Origin of the sequence: Phytohabitans sp. LJ34, assembly GCF_052068095.1 — a bacterium.
In the GTDB taxonomy this organism is placed as follows: Bacteria; Actinomycetota; Actinomycetes; order Mycobacteriales; family Micromonosporaceae; genus Phytohabitans.
The window spans coordinates 94986-112490 of the sequence record NZ_JBQHDG010000026.1 but is presented as its reverse complement, the minus strand read 5'-3'; the positions used below and the strand labels follow the sequence as shown (position 1 = coordinate 112490).

Genomic DNA, 17505 nt, shown 5'->3' with positions numbered 1-17505 from the left:
CGCTCTCTACTTATACGTCGTCACTCTCGCTTTGCGGGGCGGCTCCGACATGCACCGGCTCGGCGGGCACTTGCGGCTCGTCGGACTTCCTTCGATCTACGTCCGTCGTAACGGTGGTGGTGCCGTCCTGGGAGGAAATCGCCGTGGACACCAGGCTGGGCGAGACCGGCTCGACGGGCTGGACGTCTTCAGCTGTGCGGAGGCGTGGCGGCGCCGGCATCCAGGGCTTCAGGTTTTGGATCACCTGTTCGTAGAAATTGTCGACTGCGGTGAGGACCGAGTCGATGAAGGCACCGCGCCCACTCCCGCGTTTCGCACCAGCCGGCGCGTGCATCGCGACCCGAAACGCGCGAAGCTCGCGGGTCGGATCGCTGATCAATGTGCTCGGATCCTCGCGAACCTGGCGAAGGAGCCCAGCGGTGCCTTCGCCCCTGCCGTGCATTACGAACGCCTCGAGACGGGTGTTTTCCGGAGCGTCCTTCAGCTGGCGTACCAGCCAATTGACTCGCGTGGTCGGCTTTCCGCTCTTCGGTGCCTCCACGTCGACATGGCAAATGATTTGCCCAGCTCGTAGGTCGGCGGTCACCTGCATCGCGCCGACCGCCCCGGGAATCTTGATGCCCCCGGTCATGGCGCCGGTCGCGCTCAGCTGGCCGGCCAAAGCTTGTGTGCGCAGGGCCGGTTCCGCGACGTCGCGTCGGCTGAGGGCTGGCGTTACTTCGGCACCAAGCCGCCGGCCCAGCCGCAGGCAGGCATATCGGGTCAAGGCGTCGAAGCGGCCAGCCACTTCGGCGACTGCGGTGTCGCCTGCGCGGACCGTGCCCGCCGCCACGCCGTCGCGGACGCCGACCCAGGCCGGACCCATATCGCTGAACTCCATGGCGCCGGAACGAGGGTGTTCGAGGTAGCGGATCAACTCGCCGAGTACCCAAGCCTGATCCGGGTCGGCAACCCCGCGGTATTCCTTCTGCATGACGGCCTGCGTGAGGATCTCCGTCCAAGGCAGATGGTAGAGGCTGACCTTTCGCAGCTTTCGCTTGTCGATTGGAGTGGGATGCTGTCCCGCGACCGGTGGAATCTCGTTGGAGATCGTGATCAAGGCGTCGAAGCTGTGCTCGCGTGCGATCTCCAAATATGCCTCCACCTGGTCCGCCCGCAACTCGTTGCTCCCCGTCTTCACCTCGACAAGGGCGGTCCACTGGCGTTGGCCACGGGATACCCGAATGAGGCCGTCTGGAAAGAGTTGCTTGTCGCCGAGCTTGAACGGGACCTCGATGAAGGTTTGAACTGGTCCGGCTGGAGCACCAAGTGGCTGGGTGAGCGCCCGCCCGAACTCTCGCACCGCACTCATCACCGCGAGAACCGCCGAGGTGGCGCGACGTTCTTGTTCCTCAGCCCCGTTGATGCCGGACGTTGGTATGAGTCGAGCGGCAAGCCACGTGTCTTCGGACATCCATAACCTCCTCGATTCACCGGTAGAAACTGGAAGTTACACGCCGAGTGATCAGAAATGAGCCCAACGATGCCGGCCGATCACTTGAAAAACGCAGGCGTGATGGCGCGTCGCGTAGGTCGGCGAGACGGTGGAAGTCGCTGTACGGTCTAGCTGACATCGACGCTTCGGACAGCCACATAGTGAGCGAAATGCGCTATCCCTTACACGTATTGATTGGGCCCTCAGTAGTTTGCCCGCGTTGCTGTCAGGTGTGCACGCATAAGCAGACGCCTGTGGGTTTGGGCTTGTCCCGCGGACGTGGCAGCGGACGGCCGGGGTTTCGACGAGCGCCAGCGAGGAGCCGGCCGGGAGCGGTGCCCGCGGGAGCATGCGGTCCGCGGGTGACGCGGACCGGGGTATATCTGCCTTTAGGAACGTCACCGTCCGGCGTAGCGCAGGTGGGTCCGGGTGCGTAGGCGGATCGAGGAGAGGGTGGCGACCACCGCGGTCACGATCACCGTGAAGAGCAGGCCGTGGGCGAGGCCGCGGGCCAGGTACTCGGAGCCGGTGTGGTCGACGGCGTAGGTGCCGATCTCGCGGCTGGACCAGAACGGGGTCAGGCGCGTGATGGAGTCGGCGGGGTCGATCATCATTTGCAGGCTGATGGTCAGCAGCAGGATGAGCGTGCCCTCCAGCTCGCGGGGGACGAGCGCGCCGATCAGGAGTCCGAGTGGGGCGGCCACGGTCACCGCGAGCGCCATCGCCGCCGCCAGCGCGCCGAGCCGGACCTCGCCGCCGTGGTCGAGGGCGACGAGCGCGAAGAACGGGGTGGCGACGGTGAGGCCGAGCAGCCACATCGCGACAAGCCGGCCCAGGTAGAGGTGGTGGCTGCGGTAGCCGGACAGGCGCAGTCGCGGCTCGATGTGGCGGCTTGTGCCGCTGGCGAAGAGGGCCGCTGTGCTCACGGCCCAGGCGAGGCCGAGCATGAGGAAGCGGATCGACTGGCCGATCTGGCCGTGCCGCACCACGTAGCAGAGCAGGGGGAGGGTGAGGAGCAGCAGGAGTACGCCGCGGCGGCGCGACAGCTCGCGCAGTGCCATCTCGGCGACGGTCAGGAGCTTCATGCGGCGACCTCCCGGGTGCCGGGCGTCAGGTCGAGCACCTGGTCGACCTGGTCCAGTTGGTTGAGCAGGTGGGTGACCACGACGATCGCCCGCCCTTCGTCGCGCCAGCGCCACACGTGTTGCCAGAAGTCGAGGTATGTGCCGCGGTCGAAGCCCTGGTACGGCTCGTCCAGCAGCAGCACGTCGGGGTCGCCGAGGGCGGCCATGACCAGGTTGAGCTTTTGGCGGGTGCCGCCGGAGAGGTGGCGGGCCTGCACGCCGCCGGCCGGGTCCCATTGGAGGGTCGCGGCGCCCGCGCGCCCGAGTCGCCGCGAGCGGGCCCGGTCGAGGCCGCGGCCGGCGCCCACGAGCACGAAGTGCTCCTCGGGGAGTAGGAAGTCGTATGTGCCGCCGTCCTGCGGGCAGTAGCCCAACACGCCGTCGACCATCACCTCGCCGGAGTCGGGCGACAGGAGGCCGGCGCAGATGCGCAGGAACGTGCTTTTGCCGCAACCATTCGCACCCACGATCGCCGCCACCTCGCCGGCGCGGACGGTCAGGTCGGTGGGCTTGAGGACGGTGCGGCGGCCGTATCGCTTGGTGATCTGGCTGGCCCGCAACCGCACGCGGCCCGGTGGGCGCCGCGCCGGGCGGCGCTGGCTGGCCAGGCTCTCCGCGACGGCAGCCGCGTACGCCTGCGGCGTGCCGAACGCCCGCAGTGGCTGCTGCCCGCTGTCGCGCAGGTGTGCGGCGGCCTCGGCGACCACGTGGTGCGCCACGTCCGGCGCGAGGCGGTGGCGGGCGAGCTCTTGGCCCAGTGCCTGCAACCATCGCTCGTCGATCATGGGCTGGTCACCTCTTCCATAAGCAGGTCGTCCACGCGGCCGGCGAACGCGCGCCACTCCGTCGACAGGCGACGCACGGCCTCTTCCCCGGACGGGGTGAGCCGGTAGTACTTGCGGGCGGGGCCGGCTTCACCGTCGCGCCAGTGTGCCGCGACCAGGCCGGTGCGCTGAAGGCGCAGGAGCACGGGGTAGAGCGTGCCGCCCTGGATCTGGCCGAGGCCCGCCCGGTCGAGTGCCTGGGCGAGCTCGTAACCGTACGACTCGCGGCGGGCCAGCAGGGCGAGCACGCAGACGTCGAGCACGCCGCGCAGCCACTGTCCCCGCCGGTCTTGATCCACGGCGGAGAAGGTAGCACAGCTATCTAGGTAGTGTCGCCATCTAGTGGGCGCCAATCGTCCGGACCGCTCAGGAGCGCGCGGACGGCCTCGTAGGCCTCGTCCTCGCTGTCGTACTCGTAGAAGCGGGACACTCCCTCGGCCCCGCCCGCGCGCTGCTCCACGAACCACTGGTCGGCGTCGGCGCGCAGGTACACATCCCGGCGCGCGAGCCGCCCCCATTTGCCGTTCCACCAGTGCTTTCGCCGTTCCATCGGAGCACTGTATAGAACAGATGTTCGACTATCGTTCGGCGGGTCGATCTTTGTTGACGAGGTTGTCGATGGCGCCCCGCTGCTGCTCGGGCACGCGCGCGGAGACGAGCGCGTCGCGGATCTCGGTGAGGAGCTTGACCTCCTCGCTAGGTGCGGCGGGCGGGGGCTCTTCGCCACGGCGGCGGCGCTCGGCGAGCTTGTTCATCGGGAGGACGACGAAGAAGTAGAGGGCGGCGGCGGTGAGGAGGAAGGCGATGGCGGCGTTGACGAACGCCGCCCAGTCGAAGGGGACACCGCGGAGCTCCGGCGCGCCGGCCTTGATCCCCTCGCCGCCTGAGATGACCCGGATCAGCGGCTCCAGGAACGACTTGGTGAACTGGCCTACCACGGTGGTGAAGGCGGCGCCGATCACGATGCCGACCGCCAGGTCGACCACGTTGCCGCGCATGACGAAGTCTTTAAAACCCTTGAGCATGCCCAGCACCGTAGTGGTCCCGGCGTCATACCTCCAGAAATGCCCCAGCCTCGGCGGCCGCCCGCGCCGGGTCGCCGGCCCGGATCGCGTCGACCAGGCGGTCGTGATCCACGCGGTGCTCGGGGCGCAGCTCGTCGCCCACGCAGGTCGCGATCGAGGCGCGGAGCATCGCCGCGCCGAACGAGGCGTAGAGCTCGGCCAGCATCGAATTGTGCGCGGCGGCCACGATCGCCGTGTGCAGCACGGCGTCGGCCTCGACGAAATCGTCGACGCGGCCTGATCGCCACGCGGCCTCGCGGTCGGCGAGCGCTCCGTCGAGCGCCGCCATGTCCTCCGGGGTACGGCGCAGAGCTGCCAGCCGAGCGGCCTCGACCTCGAACGCACGGCGCACCTCGACCGCCTCGGCTGCCTGCGCACCGGCCAGGCGGCGGCTCACCGCGCCGGTCATCTCGTCGGCCGAGATCACGTAGGTGCCGGAGCCCTGGCGGCACTCCAGCACCCCGGCGTGGACGAGCGCGCGCACCGCCTCACGGACGGTGTTGCGCCCCACGCCGAGCGCCTCCACCAGATGCGGCTCGGTCGGGATGCGGCTGCCCACCGGCCAAGCACCGGCGGCGACCTGCTCGCGGAGCTGGTCGATCACCTGGCGCACGAGGGTGGGCCGGCGGGCCGGTGTGGTTTGGTGGCCGGCTCCCACGTCTTGAGCCGCTGTGGGTGGCTGGCTGGCCGGGGTGGGGTGGTGGCCCGCTGGCGTGGGCTTGTGGTCCGCTCCCACGCCTTGAGCTGGGGCGAGTGGCATCGGTTACATCACCCGACCATAAATCATCCCATGATTTTAGGATGGTGATCGTGGCTCCGCCAGCATCGACACTCACCGCCCCTGTTTCCGCCGCCGCGCCCGCCCGCACACGGGGCACCGCCCTCGTCCTCGCCGGCATCCTGCTGGTCGCGCTCAACCTGCGCGTCGCGATCACCAGCCTCGGCGCCCTCCTCGAGGAGGTGCGCACCGGTCTGCACCTGTCCGGCGCCATGGCCGGCGTGGTGACGACGATGCCGACGATCGCGTTCGCCGCCTTCGGCGCGGTGGCGCCGTGGCTGGTGCGCCGCTTCACGCCCGGCCGGGTGGTGGTCGCGGCGATGGTCGCGCTGGTGGCCGGCGAGGTGGTGCGGGTCGCCACCGGCTCCACGATCGTCTTCATGGCCACGAGCGCGCTGGCGCTGGCCGGCATCGCGGTCGCCAACATCCTGCTCCCGCTGCTGGTGCGGCAGCACTTTCCCAACCGCACCGGGCTTGTCACCGGCGCGTACACGGTTTCGCTGACCGCCGGTGCCTCGGTCGCCGCCGCCTCCGCCGTGCCGATCGCGGACGCCTTCGGCTCGTGGCGGGCCGGTCTTGGCGCGTGGTCGGTGCTTGCCGTGATCGCCGTGCTTCCGTGGCTGCCCGCGGTGCTCCGCGGCTCCGGCGCTCACGCGGCGACCGCACCGCTGACCGGCCGGGTGCGCCCCGCCCGTACGCGGGTGGGCTGGGCGATGGCCATCTACTTCGGCACGCAGGCACTGAGCGGCTACGCGACGATGGGCTGGCTGGCCCAGCTCTTTCGCGACTCCGGCTATCGCCCGCAGACGGCCGGCCTGCTGCTCGCCGGCGTGACCGCTGTGGGCATCCCGGTGGCACTGGTCATGCCCGCGCTCGCGATGCGGCTCGGCAACCTCCGGCCGCTCATACTGGGCCTGTCGGCCATGATGGTCGCCTCGTATGTCGGCCTCGCCCTCGCCCCGCACGGCGGCGCCGTCGCGTGGGTGGTGCTGCTCTCGATCGGCCAGGGCGCGTTTCCGCTCGCGCTGGTGATGATCGGGCTGCGCGCGCGGACTCCGGAGGGGACCGTAGCGCTGTCCGCCTTCACCCAGTGCGTGGGCTACCTCATCGCCGCACTCGGCCCGCTGGTGGTCGGGACGCTCTACGAGATCACCGGCGGCTGGCACCTGCCGATCGGCTTCCTCGTAGCGGCGGCGCTCATCCAGACGGTGGCGGGCTTGGCGGTCGCACGGCGCCGCTTCGTCGAAGACTGACGCGGCTCCTCTCCCGGCCCGGGGCTGGGCCGTCGTTGAACGCTGGCCTCGCTCAGGCCTGGGGAGCGGTGGCTTGATTCGTGGGCTCGGGGGTGGGCCGTGCTAGCACGTGCGGTGCTTGACTCGCGAGCTTAAGGGGTGGGCGAGGCGCTCGGGCGGAGCACCGCGCAGGCCTGCATGGCCTCGGCGACCTTGGGGTCGGTCGTGCTCGGGTTGGCACCCAGGTCGACGCCACGGTCCGCGAGACAGTTTCGATAGGCGGCGCCGGCCTCGCGGTTGGCCCCGCCGCCCGGGCCGGCGCCACCGGGACCGCCGGTGGGCCGGACCGAGGCACAGGCCTCCTGCGCCTTTTGCCAGGTCGCGTCGTCGACACCCTCCGGCCGGAAGCCGCCCATCCGCCCGCCGCCCGGCGCACCCGAGGGCCGATCGGACGGGAAGGCGGTCGGCCGCCCGGACGGGAAATCACTTGGCCGGCCGGACGGGAAGCCGCTCGGCCGGCCGGACGGCACCGTGTCCGGGATGTCGATGCCCTGGTCGCGCAGGCAGTCCATGTATGCCGAGAAACCGCCCGCGGCGTCGGCGGGATCACCGGAATCGCTGTCTGAGCCGCACGCGGCGGCGAGGAGCAGAGCCGCCGAGCCGGCCGCCAGCGCGAGGGTCCAACGCGTGCGCAGAGACACAGGTCCTCCATCTTTGGTCGTGCCGCGGCCGCTTGGGGGAAGCGCCGCGGCACGCCGGCTTATGCAACCGCCGCTACCTCCACGCCGCGTCAGGCGAAGCTCGGAGAACCCTTCAAATCGACTCTGAGCAAACTCCGAGGTACGGCTCAGCCGCCTGCGAGGTGGACCACCGAGACTCGCGGCTCATGGGCGTTCGCCGGAAGAAATGGCGTGGCCGCACGCGGCTTGTCGTGTGCGCTCTCGTCGTGCTGGTCGTCGTGCTCAGCTCCGCGGGGGCATATGCGTTGACCAGCGGCGAGCCCGCGCCGCCGGCGGCGAGCGGCACGGCCCGGGTCGATCGGGGTGACGTCGCCACGGCGGTCGCGACGACCGGCTCGCTCGAGCCCGCGCAGACGCGCACGCTCAGCTTCGCCACCGACGGCACGGTCACGGTGGTCAAAGTGCGCGCCGGCGACCAGGTAAAGACCGGCCAGGTGCTAGCCGAGATCGACGCCACCGACGCGCAGGAGCGGGTCGACGACGCCCAGGACGCGCTCGACCAAGCCGAGGAGGCGCTCGACGAGGCGGAGGAGGCCGCCGACAGCGCGGGGAGCGCCTGCGCCGTCCCGGTGGCGCTGACTTCTCCCTCCCCGTCTCCCACTCCGTCGCCAGCGCCCTCGCCGAGCGTCCAGCCGTCCGCGTCGCCCTCGCCGTCCCGTTCGGCGCAGTCGCCGCCGCGTCAGGTGCCGCGCTCCACGACACCGTCCCGTCCCGGCGGCGGCTCCGCGCCCGGCGGCGGCTCCGCGCCGGGCGGCGGGCAGAGTTCCGGCTGTGCCGGCGCGCGGTCCGGCGACCCCGTGTTCTCGGCCCAGCAGCGGGTGACGAGCGCCGAGCTCACCCTCGCCGAGGCGAAGGATCAGCTGGCCGGCACGAAGATCGAGGCGCCGATCGCCGGCAAGGTGCTCTCCGTCGCCGGCGAGGTGGGCGCCGAAGTGGGTGCCGGCAGCACGTTCGTCTCGCTGGCCGACGTGGCCGGCATGCAGGTGGCGGCCGATTTCCCCGAGGCCGACGCCGGCCACCTCACGGTCGGCCTGAGCGCGGTGGTGACGCTGGCCAACCGGCCGGGCGAGGAGTTCGCCGCCCGCGTCGTCCGGGTCAGCCCGGTGGGCGTCGCCGATGGCAACATGGTGCGATACGGCGCGGTGCTCGCGTTCGAGGAGGTCCCGGCGGAGCTCCTCGTCGGCCAGAGCGCAAGCGTCCGGGTCGAGACGAGCGAGGTCACCGGTGTGCTCCGGGTGCCCTCGACGGCGGTGCGGGGCGGCGGCGAGGTCGTCGTCAGGACGGCCGCCGGCGACGAGACCCGCACGGTGGAGGTCGGCCTGCGCGGCGATCAGTACACCGAGATCAAGAGTGGACTCATCGAAGGTGATGAGATCGTCATAGCTGGCGCCTAGGTAGTTCCCAGCGAACTCTGAGGCAGTTCCCGTAGAAGGGTGACGTGGCTGGCCGCTTGACCCGAGTGCTCGTCGTCGACGACGAGCCCAATATCTGTGCGCTGCTCTCCGCGACGCTGCGCCTCATCGACTTCGACGTGCGGGTGGCCGGCGGCGGGCACGAGGCGTTGGCCACGGCGGTCGAGTTCGAGCCAGACCTGGTGGTGCTCGACGTGATGCTGCCCGACCTCGACGGGTTTCAGGTCGCCCAGCGCCTGCGGGCCGGCTCGGGACCGGGCGTGCCCGTGTTGTTTCTGACCGCGCGCGACGCGGTCGAGGATCGCATCTCCGGGCTGACGGTCGGCGCCGACGACTATGTCACCAAGCCGTTCAGTCTCGAAGAGGTCGTGCTCCGCATCCGGGCGATCCTGCGCCGCAGCCGCATCGAGCCCAATGGCGACGGCGACGGCGGGGTCCTGCGTTACGCCGATCTCGAGCTTGACGAAGACGCGCACGAGGTGCGCCGCGCCGGGCGGCTCGTCGACCTGTCGCCGACCGAGTTCAACCTGCTTCGCTATCTGCTGGTCAACGCCGGTCGGGTGGTGAGCAAGGCGCAGATCCTCGATCGCGTGTGGAGCTACGACTTCGGCGGCGACGGCCGGATCGTCGAGTCGTATGTGTACTACCTGCGCAAAAAGATCGACTGCTGGGAGCCGCCGCTCATCCACACGGTGCGCGGTGTCGGCTACGCGCTGCGCCTGCCCCGGGCCCCGGACGAATGAGGATGCCGAGGTGGCGGCACTGGACGCTCCGGTCCCGCCTCGTCGTCGTGGTGGCCGCGCTCACCGCGGTCGCCCTGGTCGCGTCCAACGCGGCCGGCATCCTGCTGCTGAAGCAATACCTGACCGACCAAGTCGACAACCAGCTCATGGGGATGCGCCGCATCGCCGAAGAGCCCAGGCAGCTCAAGCCCCGCCCCAATGACGGCTTCACCCGGGGGCCGTTCGACACGTTCCGCACGATGGTCGTCTTCGACGCACAGGGCAACCAGATGCCCATGCCCGAGACCACGGCCGACGAAATCTCGCCACCACGCGTCGGATCGTATGAAGAGCTGTCCGAGCGGCTCGGCGGCAAGCCGTTCACGGTGGAGTCGGCCGACGGTGAAGACTACTGGCGCGTGGTGGTGATCGAGCACGCCGACGGTGGCATCGCGGTCCCGGCCGTCTCGCTGCGGCAGGTCGACGCCACCGCTGACCTGCTGCTGGTCATCGACCTGGTCGTGATGTTCATCGTGCTCCTGCTCCTCGGGCTCGTCGCCGCGTTGGTGGTCCGCATCGGCCTGCGCCCGCTGACCAGCATGGAGCGCACGTCGACCGAGATCACGGCGGGCGACCTGACCCGCCGCGTCGACGACGCAGACCCGCACACCGAGCCGGGGCGGCTGGGCATCGCGCTCAATTCGATGCTCGACCGGATCGAGTCGGAGGTCGCCGCGCGCACGGCGTCCGAGCAGCGGATCCGGCAGTTCGTCGCGGACGCGTCACACGAGCTCCGCACGCCGCTTACGTCGATCCGGGGCTTCGCCGAGCTGTACCGGCGCGGTGGCGCACCGGCCGGCCCGATGCTCGACGAGACGATGTCGCGGATCGAGGCGGAGGCGGCGCGGATGGGCCTGCTGGTCGAAGACCTGCTGTTGCTCGCCAAGCTCGACCGCCAGCGCGAGCCGCAGCGGCGCCCCGTCGACCTGCTCGCCATCGCCGCCGACACGATCCGCGACGCGCACGCCCGGCGGCCCGACCGGCCGGTGCGGCTCGCCAGCTTCGGGGGCGACCGGTGTGGCTTCGAGCCGGTGACCGTGTTCGGCGACGAGCACCGGCTCCGCCAGGTCGCCACCAACCTCGTCGCCAACGCGCTCCAGCACACGCCGCAGCAGGCCGACATCACCGTGCGGGTGGGGCGGCTGGGTGCATACCGGTCGCACGGCGCCACGGTCGCCGCGGTGGGAGACGACCTGCCCAGGCGGGTGCCGGTCGCCGTCCTGGAGGTCGCCGACAACGGGCCGGGCGTGCCCGCCGAGCACGCCGGGCGCATCTTCGAGCGGCTCTACCGGGCGGATCCGAGCCGCGCGCGGCGCAATGGCGGCTCTGGGCTGGGGCTGTCGATCGTGGCCGCGATCGTGAGCAGCCACGGTGGCCGGGTCGAGCTGGAGTCCGGGCCGGGCGAGGGTTCCGCGTTCCGGGTGCTGCTGCCGACGGGTTCCCAGTCAGCTTTGAGCTAGCCCGGGGCCTGCTCCGAGCCGCCTCCTCCAAGCTGTCGCGCATGCGCCGCTCTCTCCCGAGGCTGGGCCTGTCGCCGGCCCTGCTAGTCAACGTTGTGCTCGCGCTGGCCGTGGCCGGCGCCGCGACGTGGGCGTATACGTCGTTTGCCAGGGCCGAGGCCGCCGAGTCGGGCGCCGGCGGGAGCCGGACGGTCCCGGTGGCACGGGGCACGGTCACCGCCACCGTCTCCGCGTCCGGCACCGTGCGGAGCGCTTCGACGGCGAGTGCCTCGTTCGGCACCTCGGGCACGGTCACCGAGATCCGCGTCCAGGTCGGCGACAAGGTGAGCAAAGGCCAGGTGCTGGCCATCGTGGACGACACGGCAGCGCAGCGGCAGCTCGACGCCGCCGAGGCCAATCTCGACGCCGCGCAGGCCGCGCTCGACCGCGCCGAGGAGGCAGACAGCGACACCTCCGAGGCGGAGGCCGAGGTCGAGCAGGCGGAGCTCGACGTCGCGGAGGCGGAGGATGGCGTCGCGGGCACGACGCTCAAGGCGCCGATGGCCGGCACGGTGACCGCCGTCAACGGCACGGTGGGCAGCTCGGCATCCGGCGGCGGCAGCGGATCGAGCGGCAGCGGATCGAGCGACGGCAGCAGCGGTGGGAGCACCGGATCGACCGGCACGAGCGGCGGCGGCAGCTCCGGGTCGGATTCGTCGTCGTCCGGCTTCGTCGAGATCGCCGACCTGACCCGGCTGGAGGTCTCCGCCTCCGTCGCCGAGGCCGACGCCACGAAGCTCAAAGGCGGGCAGACCGGCACCGTCACGTGGAATGCGTTGCCCGGCTCCGAGGCCACCGCCAAGCTCGCCGCAATCGACCCCAATGCCACATCGCAAAACAACGTCGTGACCTACGGCGTGACCTTCACGCTCGACAAGCTGCCCGAGGGCGTGCGGGCCGGGCAGAGCGTCGAGGTGTCGGTGACCGTCGGGCAGGTCGACGACGTCGTCTACGTCAACTCGGCCGCCCTGACCAGCGTCGGCACCCGCCATACGGTGACCGTGCTGGAGGGTGGCCAGCGCGTGGTCCGCCCGGTGGAGATCGGCCTAGAGGGCGACAGCGCCACCGAGATCACGTCGGGCCTCGCGGTCGGCGACCAGGTGGTCATCAACATGCCCACCACATCCACCAACCAGGGCGGATTCCCCGGCGGTGGCGGGCTCCCCGGCGGCGGCTTCCCCGGCGGCGGGCTCCAGGGTGGCGGCGTGCGGCCGGGAGGCGGCCGGTGAGCGTCCTCGACGTCCGCGGCGTCACGAAGGTCTACGGCGAAGGCGCGGCCGTGGTGCACGCGCTGCGCGGAGTCTCGCTGACCGTCGAGCGCGGTGAGTATGTGGCCATCATGGGTTCGTCCGGCTCCGGCAAGTCCACGTTGATGAATATCCTGGGATGTCTCGACATCCCTTCCGCGGGGCGGTATCTGCTGGATGGCGTCGACGTGAGCCGGCTCAACGACCGCCAGCTCGCCCTCGTGCGAAACAGGCGGATCGGCTTCGTCTTCCAGTCTTTCAACCTGATTCCTCGCACGAGCGCACTGGCCAATGTGGAGCTTCCACTTGCCTACGCGGGGGTCAAGGCGGCGGAGCGCCGGCGCCGGGCGCGGGTCGCGCTGGACATGGTTGGGCTCGCGGACCGGGCGGACCACGAGCCCAACCAGCTGTCCGGCGGCCAGCAGCAGCGTGTGGCGGTGGCCCGCGCACTCGTGACCGAGCCCGCGCTGCTGCTCGCCGACGAGCCCACGGGCAATCTCGACAGCCGCTCCACAGAGGACATCCTCGACATCCTCGACGACCTGCACGCCGCCGGCCGCACCATCCTGCTCATCACCCACGAGGCAGACGTGGCCGCCCGGGCCAGCCGCCTGATCCGGCTCTTCGACGGCCAGATCTCCTCCGACGTCAAGCAGGAGCCGGTGCTGACATGAGCGTCTTCGAAGTGCTGCGCTTCGCGGCGCGCGGCATCGGTGCCAATAAGCTGCGCTCCGGCCTCACCATGCTCGGCATCCTGATCGGCGTGGCCGCCGTGATCCTGCTCGTCGCTGTCGGCAACGGCTCGGCCCGGCAGGTCGCCGAGCGGATCGAGGCGCTGGGCACAAAGACGCTGACCGTGCAGGGCATCGGCGGCAGCGGTGTGCTCACGGCAGAAGTGGCTGACGCGCTCGACGACCCGGTGCTCGCGCCCGACGTCACGTCGGTATCGCCGGTCACCAGCACCCAGGTGACGCTCACCTACCAGGGCACCGACCACTCGGTGCAGCAGTTCGTCGGGAGCTATCCGAGCTACTTCGGCGCGTCCAACTCACCGGTCGGCACCGGAGCCGCCTTCACAGCCGACGACCTGGCGCAGGGTCGTCGCGTCGTGGTGATCGGGCAGACCGTCGCCGAGGAGCTCTTCCCCGGTGTCGACCCGGTCGGCGAGGAGATCACCGTGAGCGGGGCGCTCTTCACGGTGCTGGGTGTGCTCGACGAAAAGAGCAGCGCCTCCGGCTTCAACGACGCCAACGACGTGGCGATCGCCCCGCTCACCGCGGTGCAGCAGGCGCTCACCGGATACGGCCCGTTCAACTCGATCATCGTCGAGGCCGCCTCCTCGGAGAAGGTGGCCGACGCGCAGTCGGAGGTCTCGCTGATCCTTTCGACTCGGATCGAGACGTCCGCCTCGTCGACGACGCAGCCCTATCGCATCCAAAACGCCTCGCAGCTGCTGGAGACGCAGACCGAGACCGCCGACACGTTCACCACGCTGCTCGGCGCGGTGGCCGCCATCAGCCTCCTGGTCGGCGGCATCGGCATCACCAACATCATGCTGGTCACGGTGACCGAGCGGACCCGCGAGATCGGCATCCGCAAGGCGCTCGGCGCACCCCGGCGGGTGATCCTGACCCAGTTCCTGGCCGAGGCGACGATGCTCAGCCTCCTAGGCGGCGGATTGGGCGTGGCCGCCGCGCTCATCGGCAGCAACTTCACGATCGTCGGCGTCGAGCCGGTGATCGTGCCCAGCTCGATCGCTCTCGCGCTGTGCGTCTCGGTGGCGATCGGCCTTTTCTTCGGCAGCGTCCCCGCCAACCGCGCGGCCGGCCTGCGTCCCATCGACGCCCTCCGCTACGAGTGACCCGGGAGACCGCGTGACCGCATCTACATTGGACGCCGAGCTGGCCGCCGCCGCGAGCCGCCGCTGGTGGAATAGGTGGACCATCGCCCTCGGCCTGGCACTGCTGCTGGTCAGCGGCTTCGTGGCCGGCATCGAGGTGCAGAAGGCGTACGGCGACACACCGACCGCGGCCACACCGGGCGTCGGTGGGCAGCGCGGGCAGGGCGGCTTCGCTTTCCCCGGGGGTTACACCGGTGGAGGCCCGCCGGGCGGCACCACCCAACGCGAGCAAGCCACGACCGGCACGGTCAAGCTGGTCGACGGCACCACCGTGTACGTGGAGACCGAGTCCGGAGAGGTGGTCACCATCCGCACCGACGGCGAGACGTCCGTGCGGGTGCCGGGCAAGCTCAAGGACCTCAAGTCCGGCGACAAGGTCAGCGTGGAGGGCGGCGCCGACAGCGAGGGCACCGTCGCCGCGACCTCGGTCACGAAGACCGAGTGAGGCGCATCAGCGTCGAGCGGCCCACCTGTTCGGTAAAGCCCCACCGCCGATAGAAGGGAAAGAGCTCCGGCTGGCAGACCAGCTCCACGCTGCCGACCGCCGCCAGCCGCGGGTGCCGCACGACGGCGTCCATCAGCATCGCCCCGACGCCCGAGCCCCGCATGTCGGGCGCCACGAGCACGTCGAGCACCAGCGCGAGGTACACCCCGTCGGTGAGCACGCGCGCGAAACCGACCATGCGGTCGTCCGGCCGGTGGACGAGCGCGAAGACCAGATCGGACGCGGCGAGCATCGCGGCCACGTCCTCGGGCGCGCGGTCGGCTGTCCACCAGCCGGCCGCGAAGAGCGCCATCAGCTGCGGCAGCCGCTCGTCCGCCACCCGATCCCGCAGCTCCACCTCCCGAAGATCCACGCGGGTACGCTATCCCGCAGGCGGCGTTCAAGACTGGGCCCGTGCACGGGAGGCGGCTCGCGGCGTCAAGAGGGCAGCCCTTCACCCGTCTGGCCGGGTATACGGGAGCCCTCCTCAGAATTCACGCCCAAGAGGGCAGCCCTCTTGCGGGCGCGGAGCGAGGTGGGCTTGCGCCGCGGGAGCATGGGGTCCGCAGTGACGCGGACCGGGGGGGTTGTCGACAACTAGTGGGGTTGGATCCAGCCGAAGGTGCGTTCGACGGCGCGCTGCCAGTTGTCGTACTCGGTCTTGCGCCACGCCGGGTCCACATTGGGCAGCCACTGCGCCGCGCGGTGCCAGTTTCGGCGCAGCCCTTCCAGGTCGGGCCAGTAGCCGACCGCCAGCCCGGCCGCGTAGGCCGCGCCTAGCGACACCGTCTCGGCGACCATCGGGCGTACCACGGGCACGTCCAGCACGTCGGCGAGAAACTGCATGAGCAGGTTGTCGGAGGTCATCCCGCCGTCGACCTTCAGTGACCGCAGCAGCAGGCCCGAGTCGGCGTTCATCGCGTCGACCACCTCGCGGGTCTGCCAGCCGGTGGCCTCCAGCACGGCTCGCGCGAGATGTCCTTTCGTGATGTACGACGTCAGGCCCACGATCACGCCGCGCGCCTCGCTCCGCCAGTGCGGCGCGAAGAGGCCGGAGAACGCGGGCACGATGTAGCACCCGCCGTTGTCCTCGACCGTGCGGGCGAGCGTCTCGATCTCCGGCGCGGACGTGATGATGCCCAGCCCGTCGCGAAACCACTGCACCAGCGACCCGGTGATGGCGATCGAGCCCTCCAGGGCGTACACCGCCGGCTGCCCCTCGATGCGGTAGCCGACCGTGGTGAGCAGCCCGTGCTGCGAGCGCACCGGGCCGGCGCCGGTGTTGAGCAGCAGGAAGCTGCCGGTGCCGTACGTGCACTTGGCCTCGCCGGCCGTGAAGCACGTCTGCCCGAACAGCGCGGCCTGCTGGTCACCGAGGGCGGCGGCGAGGCGTACGCCGGGCAAGACGGTGCGCACGGTGCCGAAGATGCCCGCCGACGAACGGATCTCCGGAAGCATGGACACAGGGATGCCGAAGAAGTCGAGCGAGTCGGGATGCCACGACAGTGTGGAGAGGTCCATGAGCATGGTGCGGCTGGCGTTGGTGACGTCGGTCAGGTGTTCGCCGGTCAGCTTCCAGATCAGCCAGCTCTCGATCGTCCCGAAGAGCACGTCGCCGCGCTCGGCCCGGGTGCGCAGCCCAGGCGTGTGGTCGAGCAGCCAGCGCAGCTTGGGCGCGGAGAAGTACGTGTTCAGCGGCAGCCCGCACCGCCGCTGCACCTCCTCGGCCCCGGGCGCGCGGGCCAGCTCCTCGACCAGCGCGTCGGTGCGGGTGTCCTGCCAGTTGATCGCGTGCGCCACCGGTAGCCCCGTGCGGCGATCCCACACGACGGTGGTCTCGCGTTGGTTGGCGATGCCGATCGCGGCGATCTGGCTGGCGTCGATGCCGGCGCGGGAGAGAGCGCGGGGGACGACCTTCTCCACGTTGCGCCAGATCTCCATGGCGTCGTGCTCGACCCAGCCAGGGCGGGGGAAGTGCTGGGCGTGCTCGCGCTGGTCGACGGAGACGAGCTGGCCACGGTGGTCGAACACGATGCACCGGGTGGATGTGGTGCCCTGATCGATGGAGACGACGTAGCTACCGTTCATACGCCCCGACCTCCAAGGTCACGGGATACGGCACGGGCTGCCTCGCGTACCTGTGTCACGAGGGCGACCCGGGGCTGGCCGTGCGCGTCGCAGACCCGCTCGACGGGTCCGGAGATGCCGATGGCGCCGACCACCAGCCCGCCGTAACCCCTGATGGGCGCGGCGATGCCGGCCTCGCCGACGGTCATCTCCTCGATTTCCGACCCCCAGCCCGCCTCCCGGATCGCCGTCAGCGCCCGCGCGAGGGTGCGCGGAGTGGCGAGGGTGCGCCGGGTGTAGGGCGCCAGGTCGCCGTACCCGCCGCCGCGCGACTGGGCTGGTTGGCGCTCGCTCCGCTCGCGCCGGCCGGGGGTGCCGGCTCCGTCCGTCCTCGTCGCTTCGCTCCTCGGATCGGACGTCGCCAGCCCTCCGGCCTGGTACGCGAGCAGCACCTTGCCCAGCGCGGTGGCGTGCGGCGGGAGGAGCGCGCCCACGTCGAGCGTCTGGAGGGTGTCGTCGGGCCGGAAGACGTGGTGCACGACCAGCACCTTGCTGTCCAGCAGCGTGCCGATCCGCACGGCCTCGCCACTGCGGGCGGCCAGCGGGTCGGCCCAGTTGATCGAGCGGGAGCGCAGCTCGTTGACGTCGAGGTAGCTGGTGCCGAGGTGCAGCAGGGCCGCCCCGAGCTGGTACTTCCCGGACGTTTTGTCCTGTTCGACGAAGCCGACGTCCTGGAGAGTGCGGACGATCCCGTGCGCGGTGCCCTTCGGCAGGTCCAGGGCGCGGGCGATTTCGAGCAACCCGAGCCGCCCCGAGCCCCCGGCGAGCAACCGGAGGATGGCGGCGGCGCGAGCGATGGACTGCACCTGTCCGGGCAC

19 protein-coding genes are annotated in these 17505 nt (G+C 70.8%); 8 read left to right on the top strand and 11 right to left on the bottom strand.

Going from position 1 to position 17505, the window contains the following annotated elements; all coding sequences use genetic code 11:
* Positions 1 to 10: 10 nt before the first annotated feature.
* The 7 genes from ACTMTJ_RS37285 to ACTMTJ_RS37255 all read right to left on the bottom strand — a co-directional run bounded on the left by ACTMTJ_RS37285 (position 11) and on the right by ACTMTJ_RS37255 (position 5099).
* Complete coding sequence (locus tag ACTMTJ_RS37285; RefSeq protein ID WP_441223421.1) at positions 11 to 1453, bottom strand: stress response protein; 1443 nt, start codon at positions 1451 to 1453, stop codon at positions 11 to 13.
* Positions 1454 to 1872: 419 nt separating this feature from the next.
* Complete coding sequence (locus tag ACTMTJ_RS37280; protein WP_441223420.1) at positions 1873 to 2559, bottom strand: hypothetical protein; 687 nt, start codon at positions 2557 to 2559, stop codon at positions 1873 to 1875.
* Positions 2556 to 3383 (bottom strand): ATP-binding cassette domain-containing protein, encoded by an 828-nt coding sequence (locus ACTMTJ_RS37275; protein WP_441223419.1) that lies wholly within the window; start codon positions 3381 to 3383, stop codon positions 2556 to 2558. Before ACTMTJ_RS37275 ends, ACTMTJ_RS37280 begins: the two co-directional genes overlap by 4 nt.
* Positions 3380 to 3721, bottom strand: coding sequence for a PadR family transcriptional regulator (locus tag ACTMTJ_RS37270; protein ID WP_441223418.1), 342 nt, complete (start codon positions 3719 to 3721; stop codon positions 3380 to 3382). The genes ACTMTJ_RS37275 and ACTMTJ_RS37270 overlap by 4 nt, the downstream gene beginning before the upstream one ends.
* A gap of 23 nt (positions 3722 to 3744) precedes the next feature.
* Positions 3745 to 3972, bottom strand: a complete 228-nt coding sequence (locus tag ACTMTJ_RS37265; RefSeq protein WP_441223417.1) for a hypothetical protein — start codon at positions 3970 to 3972, stop codon at positions 3745 to 3747.
* A gap of 28 nt (positions 3973 to 4000) precedes the next feature.
* Positions 4001 to 4447 carry a large conductance mechanosensitive channel protein MscL gene (mscL, locus tag ACTMTJ_RS37260; protein WP_441223416.1) on the bottom strand — a complete coding sequence of 149 codons (447 nt, stop codon included), beginning with the start codon at positions 4445 to 4447 and terminating at the stop codon, positions 4001 to 4003.
* 25 nt (positions 4448 to 4472) lie between these two features.
* Entirely contained in the window at positions 4473 to 5099 is a 627-nt protein-coding gene (locus tag ACTMTJ_RS37255) for a FadR/GntR family transcriptional regulator (protein ID WP_441223462.1), read from the bottom strand.
* Between the two features lie 188 nt (positions 5100 to 5287).
* Between ACTMTJ_RS37255 and ACTMTJ_RS37250 the strand changes: the two genes are divergently transcribed.
* A complete protein-coding gene (locus tag ACTMTJ_RS37250) occupies positions 5288 to 6517 on the top strand; it encodes a CynX/NimT family MFS transporter (RefSeq protein WP_441223415.1) in 1230 nt (409 codons plus the stop codon).
* Positions 6518 to 6648: 131 nt separating this feature from the next.
* Here ACTMTJ_RS37250 and ACTMTJ_RS37245 read toward each other — a convergent pair whose 3' ends face one another.
* Complete coding sequence (locus tag ACTMTJ_RS37245) at positions 6649 to 7197, bottom strand: hypothetical protein (RefSeq protein ID WP_441223414.1); 549 nt, start codon at positions 7195 to 7197, stop codon at positions 6649 to 6651.
* 185 nt (positions 7198 to 7382) lie between these two features.
* Between ACTMTJ_RS37245 and ACTMTJ_RS37240 the strand changes: the two genes are divergently transcribed.
* From ACTMTJ_RS37240 to ACTMTJ_RS37210, 7 genes are read left to right on the top strand one after another with little or no spacing between them, the layout of a single operon-like run.
* Positions 7383 to 8630, top strand: coding sequence for an efflux RND transporter periplasmic adaptor subunit (locus ACTMTJ_RS37240; protein ID WP_441223413.1), 1248 nt, complete (start codon positions 7383 to 7385; stop codon positions 8628 to 8630).
* Positions 8631 to 8674: 44 nt separating this feature from the next.
* Positions 8675 to 9391 (top strand): response regulator transcription factor, encoded by a 717-nt coding sequence (locus tag ACTMTJ_RS37235; RefSeq protein ID WP_441223412.1) that lies wholly within the window; start codon positions 8675 to 8677, stop codon positions 9389 to 9391.
* Positions 9392 to 9393: 2 nt separating this feature from the next.
* Positions 9394 to 10890 (top strand): sensor histidine kinase, encoded by a 1497-nt coding sequence (locus tag ACTMTJ_RS37230; RefSeq protein ID WP_441223411.1) that lies wholly within the window; start codon positions 9394 to 9396, stop codon positions 10888 to 10890.
* Between the two features lie 41 nt (positions 10891 to 10931).
* Positions 10932 to 12158 (top strand): efflux RND transporter periplasmic adaptor subunit, encoded by a 1227-nt coding sequence (locus ACTMTJ_RS37225; protein ID WP_441223410.1) that lies wholly within the window; start codon positions 10932 to 10934, stop codon positions 12156 to 12158.
* Positions 12155 to 12850 carry an ABC transporter ATP-binding protein gene (locus ACTMTJ_RS37220; RefSeq protein ID WP_441223409.1) on the top strand — a complete coding sequence of 232 codons (696 nt, stop codon included), beginning with the start codon at positions 12155 to 12157 and terminating at the stop codon, positions 12848 to 12850. The genes ACTMTJ_RS37225 and ACTMTJ_RS37220 overlap by 4 nt, the downstream gene beginning before the upstream one ends.
* Positions 12847 to 14037, top strand: a complete 1191-nt coding sequence (locus ACTMTJ_RS37215; RefSeq protein WP_441223408.1) for an ABC transporter permease — start codon at positions 12847 to 12849, stop codon at positions 14035 to 14037. Before ACTMTJ_RS37220 ends, ACTMTJ_RS37215 begins: the two co-directional genes overlap by 4 nt.
* A gap of 13 nt (positions 14038 to 14050) precedes the next feature.
* Positions 14051 to 14521 carry a hypothetical protein gene (locus ACTMTJ_RS37210; protein ID WP_441223407.1) on the top strand — a complete coding sequence of 157 codons (471 nt, stop codon included), beginning with the start codon at positions 14051 to 14053 and terminating at the stop codon, positions 14519 to 14521.
* On the opposite strand, the gene ACTMTJ_RS37205 is transcribed toward ACTMTJ_RS37210, so the two are convergent.
* From ACTMTJ_RS37205 to ACTMTJ_RS37195, 3 genes are all read right to left on the bottom strand, one after another.
* A complete protein-coding gene (locus ACTMTJ_RS37205) occupies positions 14505 to 14933 on the bottom strand; it encodes a GNAT family N-acetyltransferase (protein ID WP_441223406.1) in 429 nt (142 codons plus the stop codon). The genes ACTMTJ_RS37210 and ACTMTJ_RS37205 overlap by 17 nt on opposite strands.
* Before the next feature lie 224 nt (positions 14934 to 15157).
* The gene (gene glpK / locus ACTMTJ_RS37200) at positions 15158 to 16648 is read right to left on the bottom strand and encodes a glycerol kinase GlpK (RefSeq protein ID WP_441223405.1); all 1491 of its coding nucleotides are present in this window, start codon (positions 16646 to 16648) and stop codon (positions 15158 to 15160) included.
* Positions 16645 to 17505 carry an IclR family transcriptional regulator gene (locus ACTMTJ_RS37195; protein ID WP_441223404.1) on the bottom strand — a complete coding sequence of 287 codons (861 nt, stop codon included), beginning with the start codon at positions 17503 to 17505 and terminating at the stop codon, positions 16645 to 16647. The genes glpK and ACTMTJ_RS37195 overlap by 4 nt, the downstream gene beginning before the upstream one ends.

Coding starts and splice junctions, on each gene's coding strand:
- ACTMTJ_RS37230 (WP_441223411.1), top strand. CDS start 9,394: ATGCCGAGGTGGCGGCACTGGACGCTCCGGTCCCGCCTCGTCGTCGTG.
- ACTMTJ_RS37285 (WP_441223421.1), bottom strand. CDS start 1,453: ATGTCCGAAGACACGTGGCTTGCCGCTCGACTCATACCAACGTCCGGC.
- ACTMTJ_RS37280 (WP_441223420.1), bottom strand. CDS start 2,559: ATGAAGCTCCTGACCGTCGCCGAGATGGCACTGCGCGAGCTGTCGCGC.
- ACTMTJ_RS37240 (WP_441223413.1), top strand. CDS start 7,383: ATGGGCGTTCGCCGGAAGAAATGGCGTGGCCGCACGCGGCTTGTCGTG.
- ACTMTJ_RS37225 (WP_441223410.1), top strand. CDS start 10,932: ATGCGCCGCTCTCTCCCGAGGCTGGGCCTGTCGCCGGCCCTGCTAGTC.
- glpK (WP_441223405.1), bottom strand. CDS start 16,648: ATGAACGGTAGCTACGTCGTCTCCATCGATCAGGGCACCACATCCACC.
- ACTMTJ_RS37250 (WP_441223415.1), top strand. CDS start 5,288: ATGGTGATCGTGGCTCCGCCAGCATCGACACTCACCGCCCCTGTTTCC.
- ACTMTJ_RS37275 (WP_441223419.1), bottom strand. CDS start 3,383: ATGATCGACGAGCGATGGTTGCAGGCACTGGGCCAAGAGCTCGCCCGC.
- ACTMTJ_RS37265 (WP_441223417.1), bottom strand. CDS start 3,972: ATGGAACGGCGAAAGCACTGGTGGAACGGCAAATGGGGGCGGCTCGCG.
- mscL (WP_441223416.1), bottom strand. CDS start 4,447: ATGCTCAAGGGTTTTAAAGACTTCGTCATGCGCGGCAACGTGGTCGAC.
- ACTMTJ_RS37215 (WP_441223408.1), top strand. CDS start 12,847: ATGAGCGTCTTCGAAGTGCTGCGCTTCGCGGCGCGCGGCATCGGTGCC.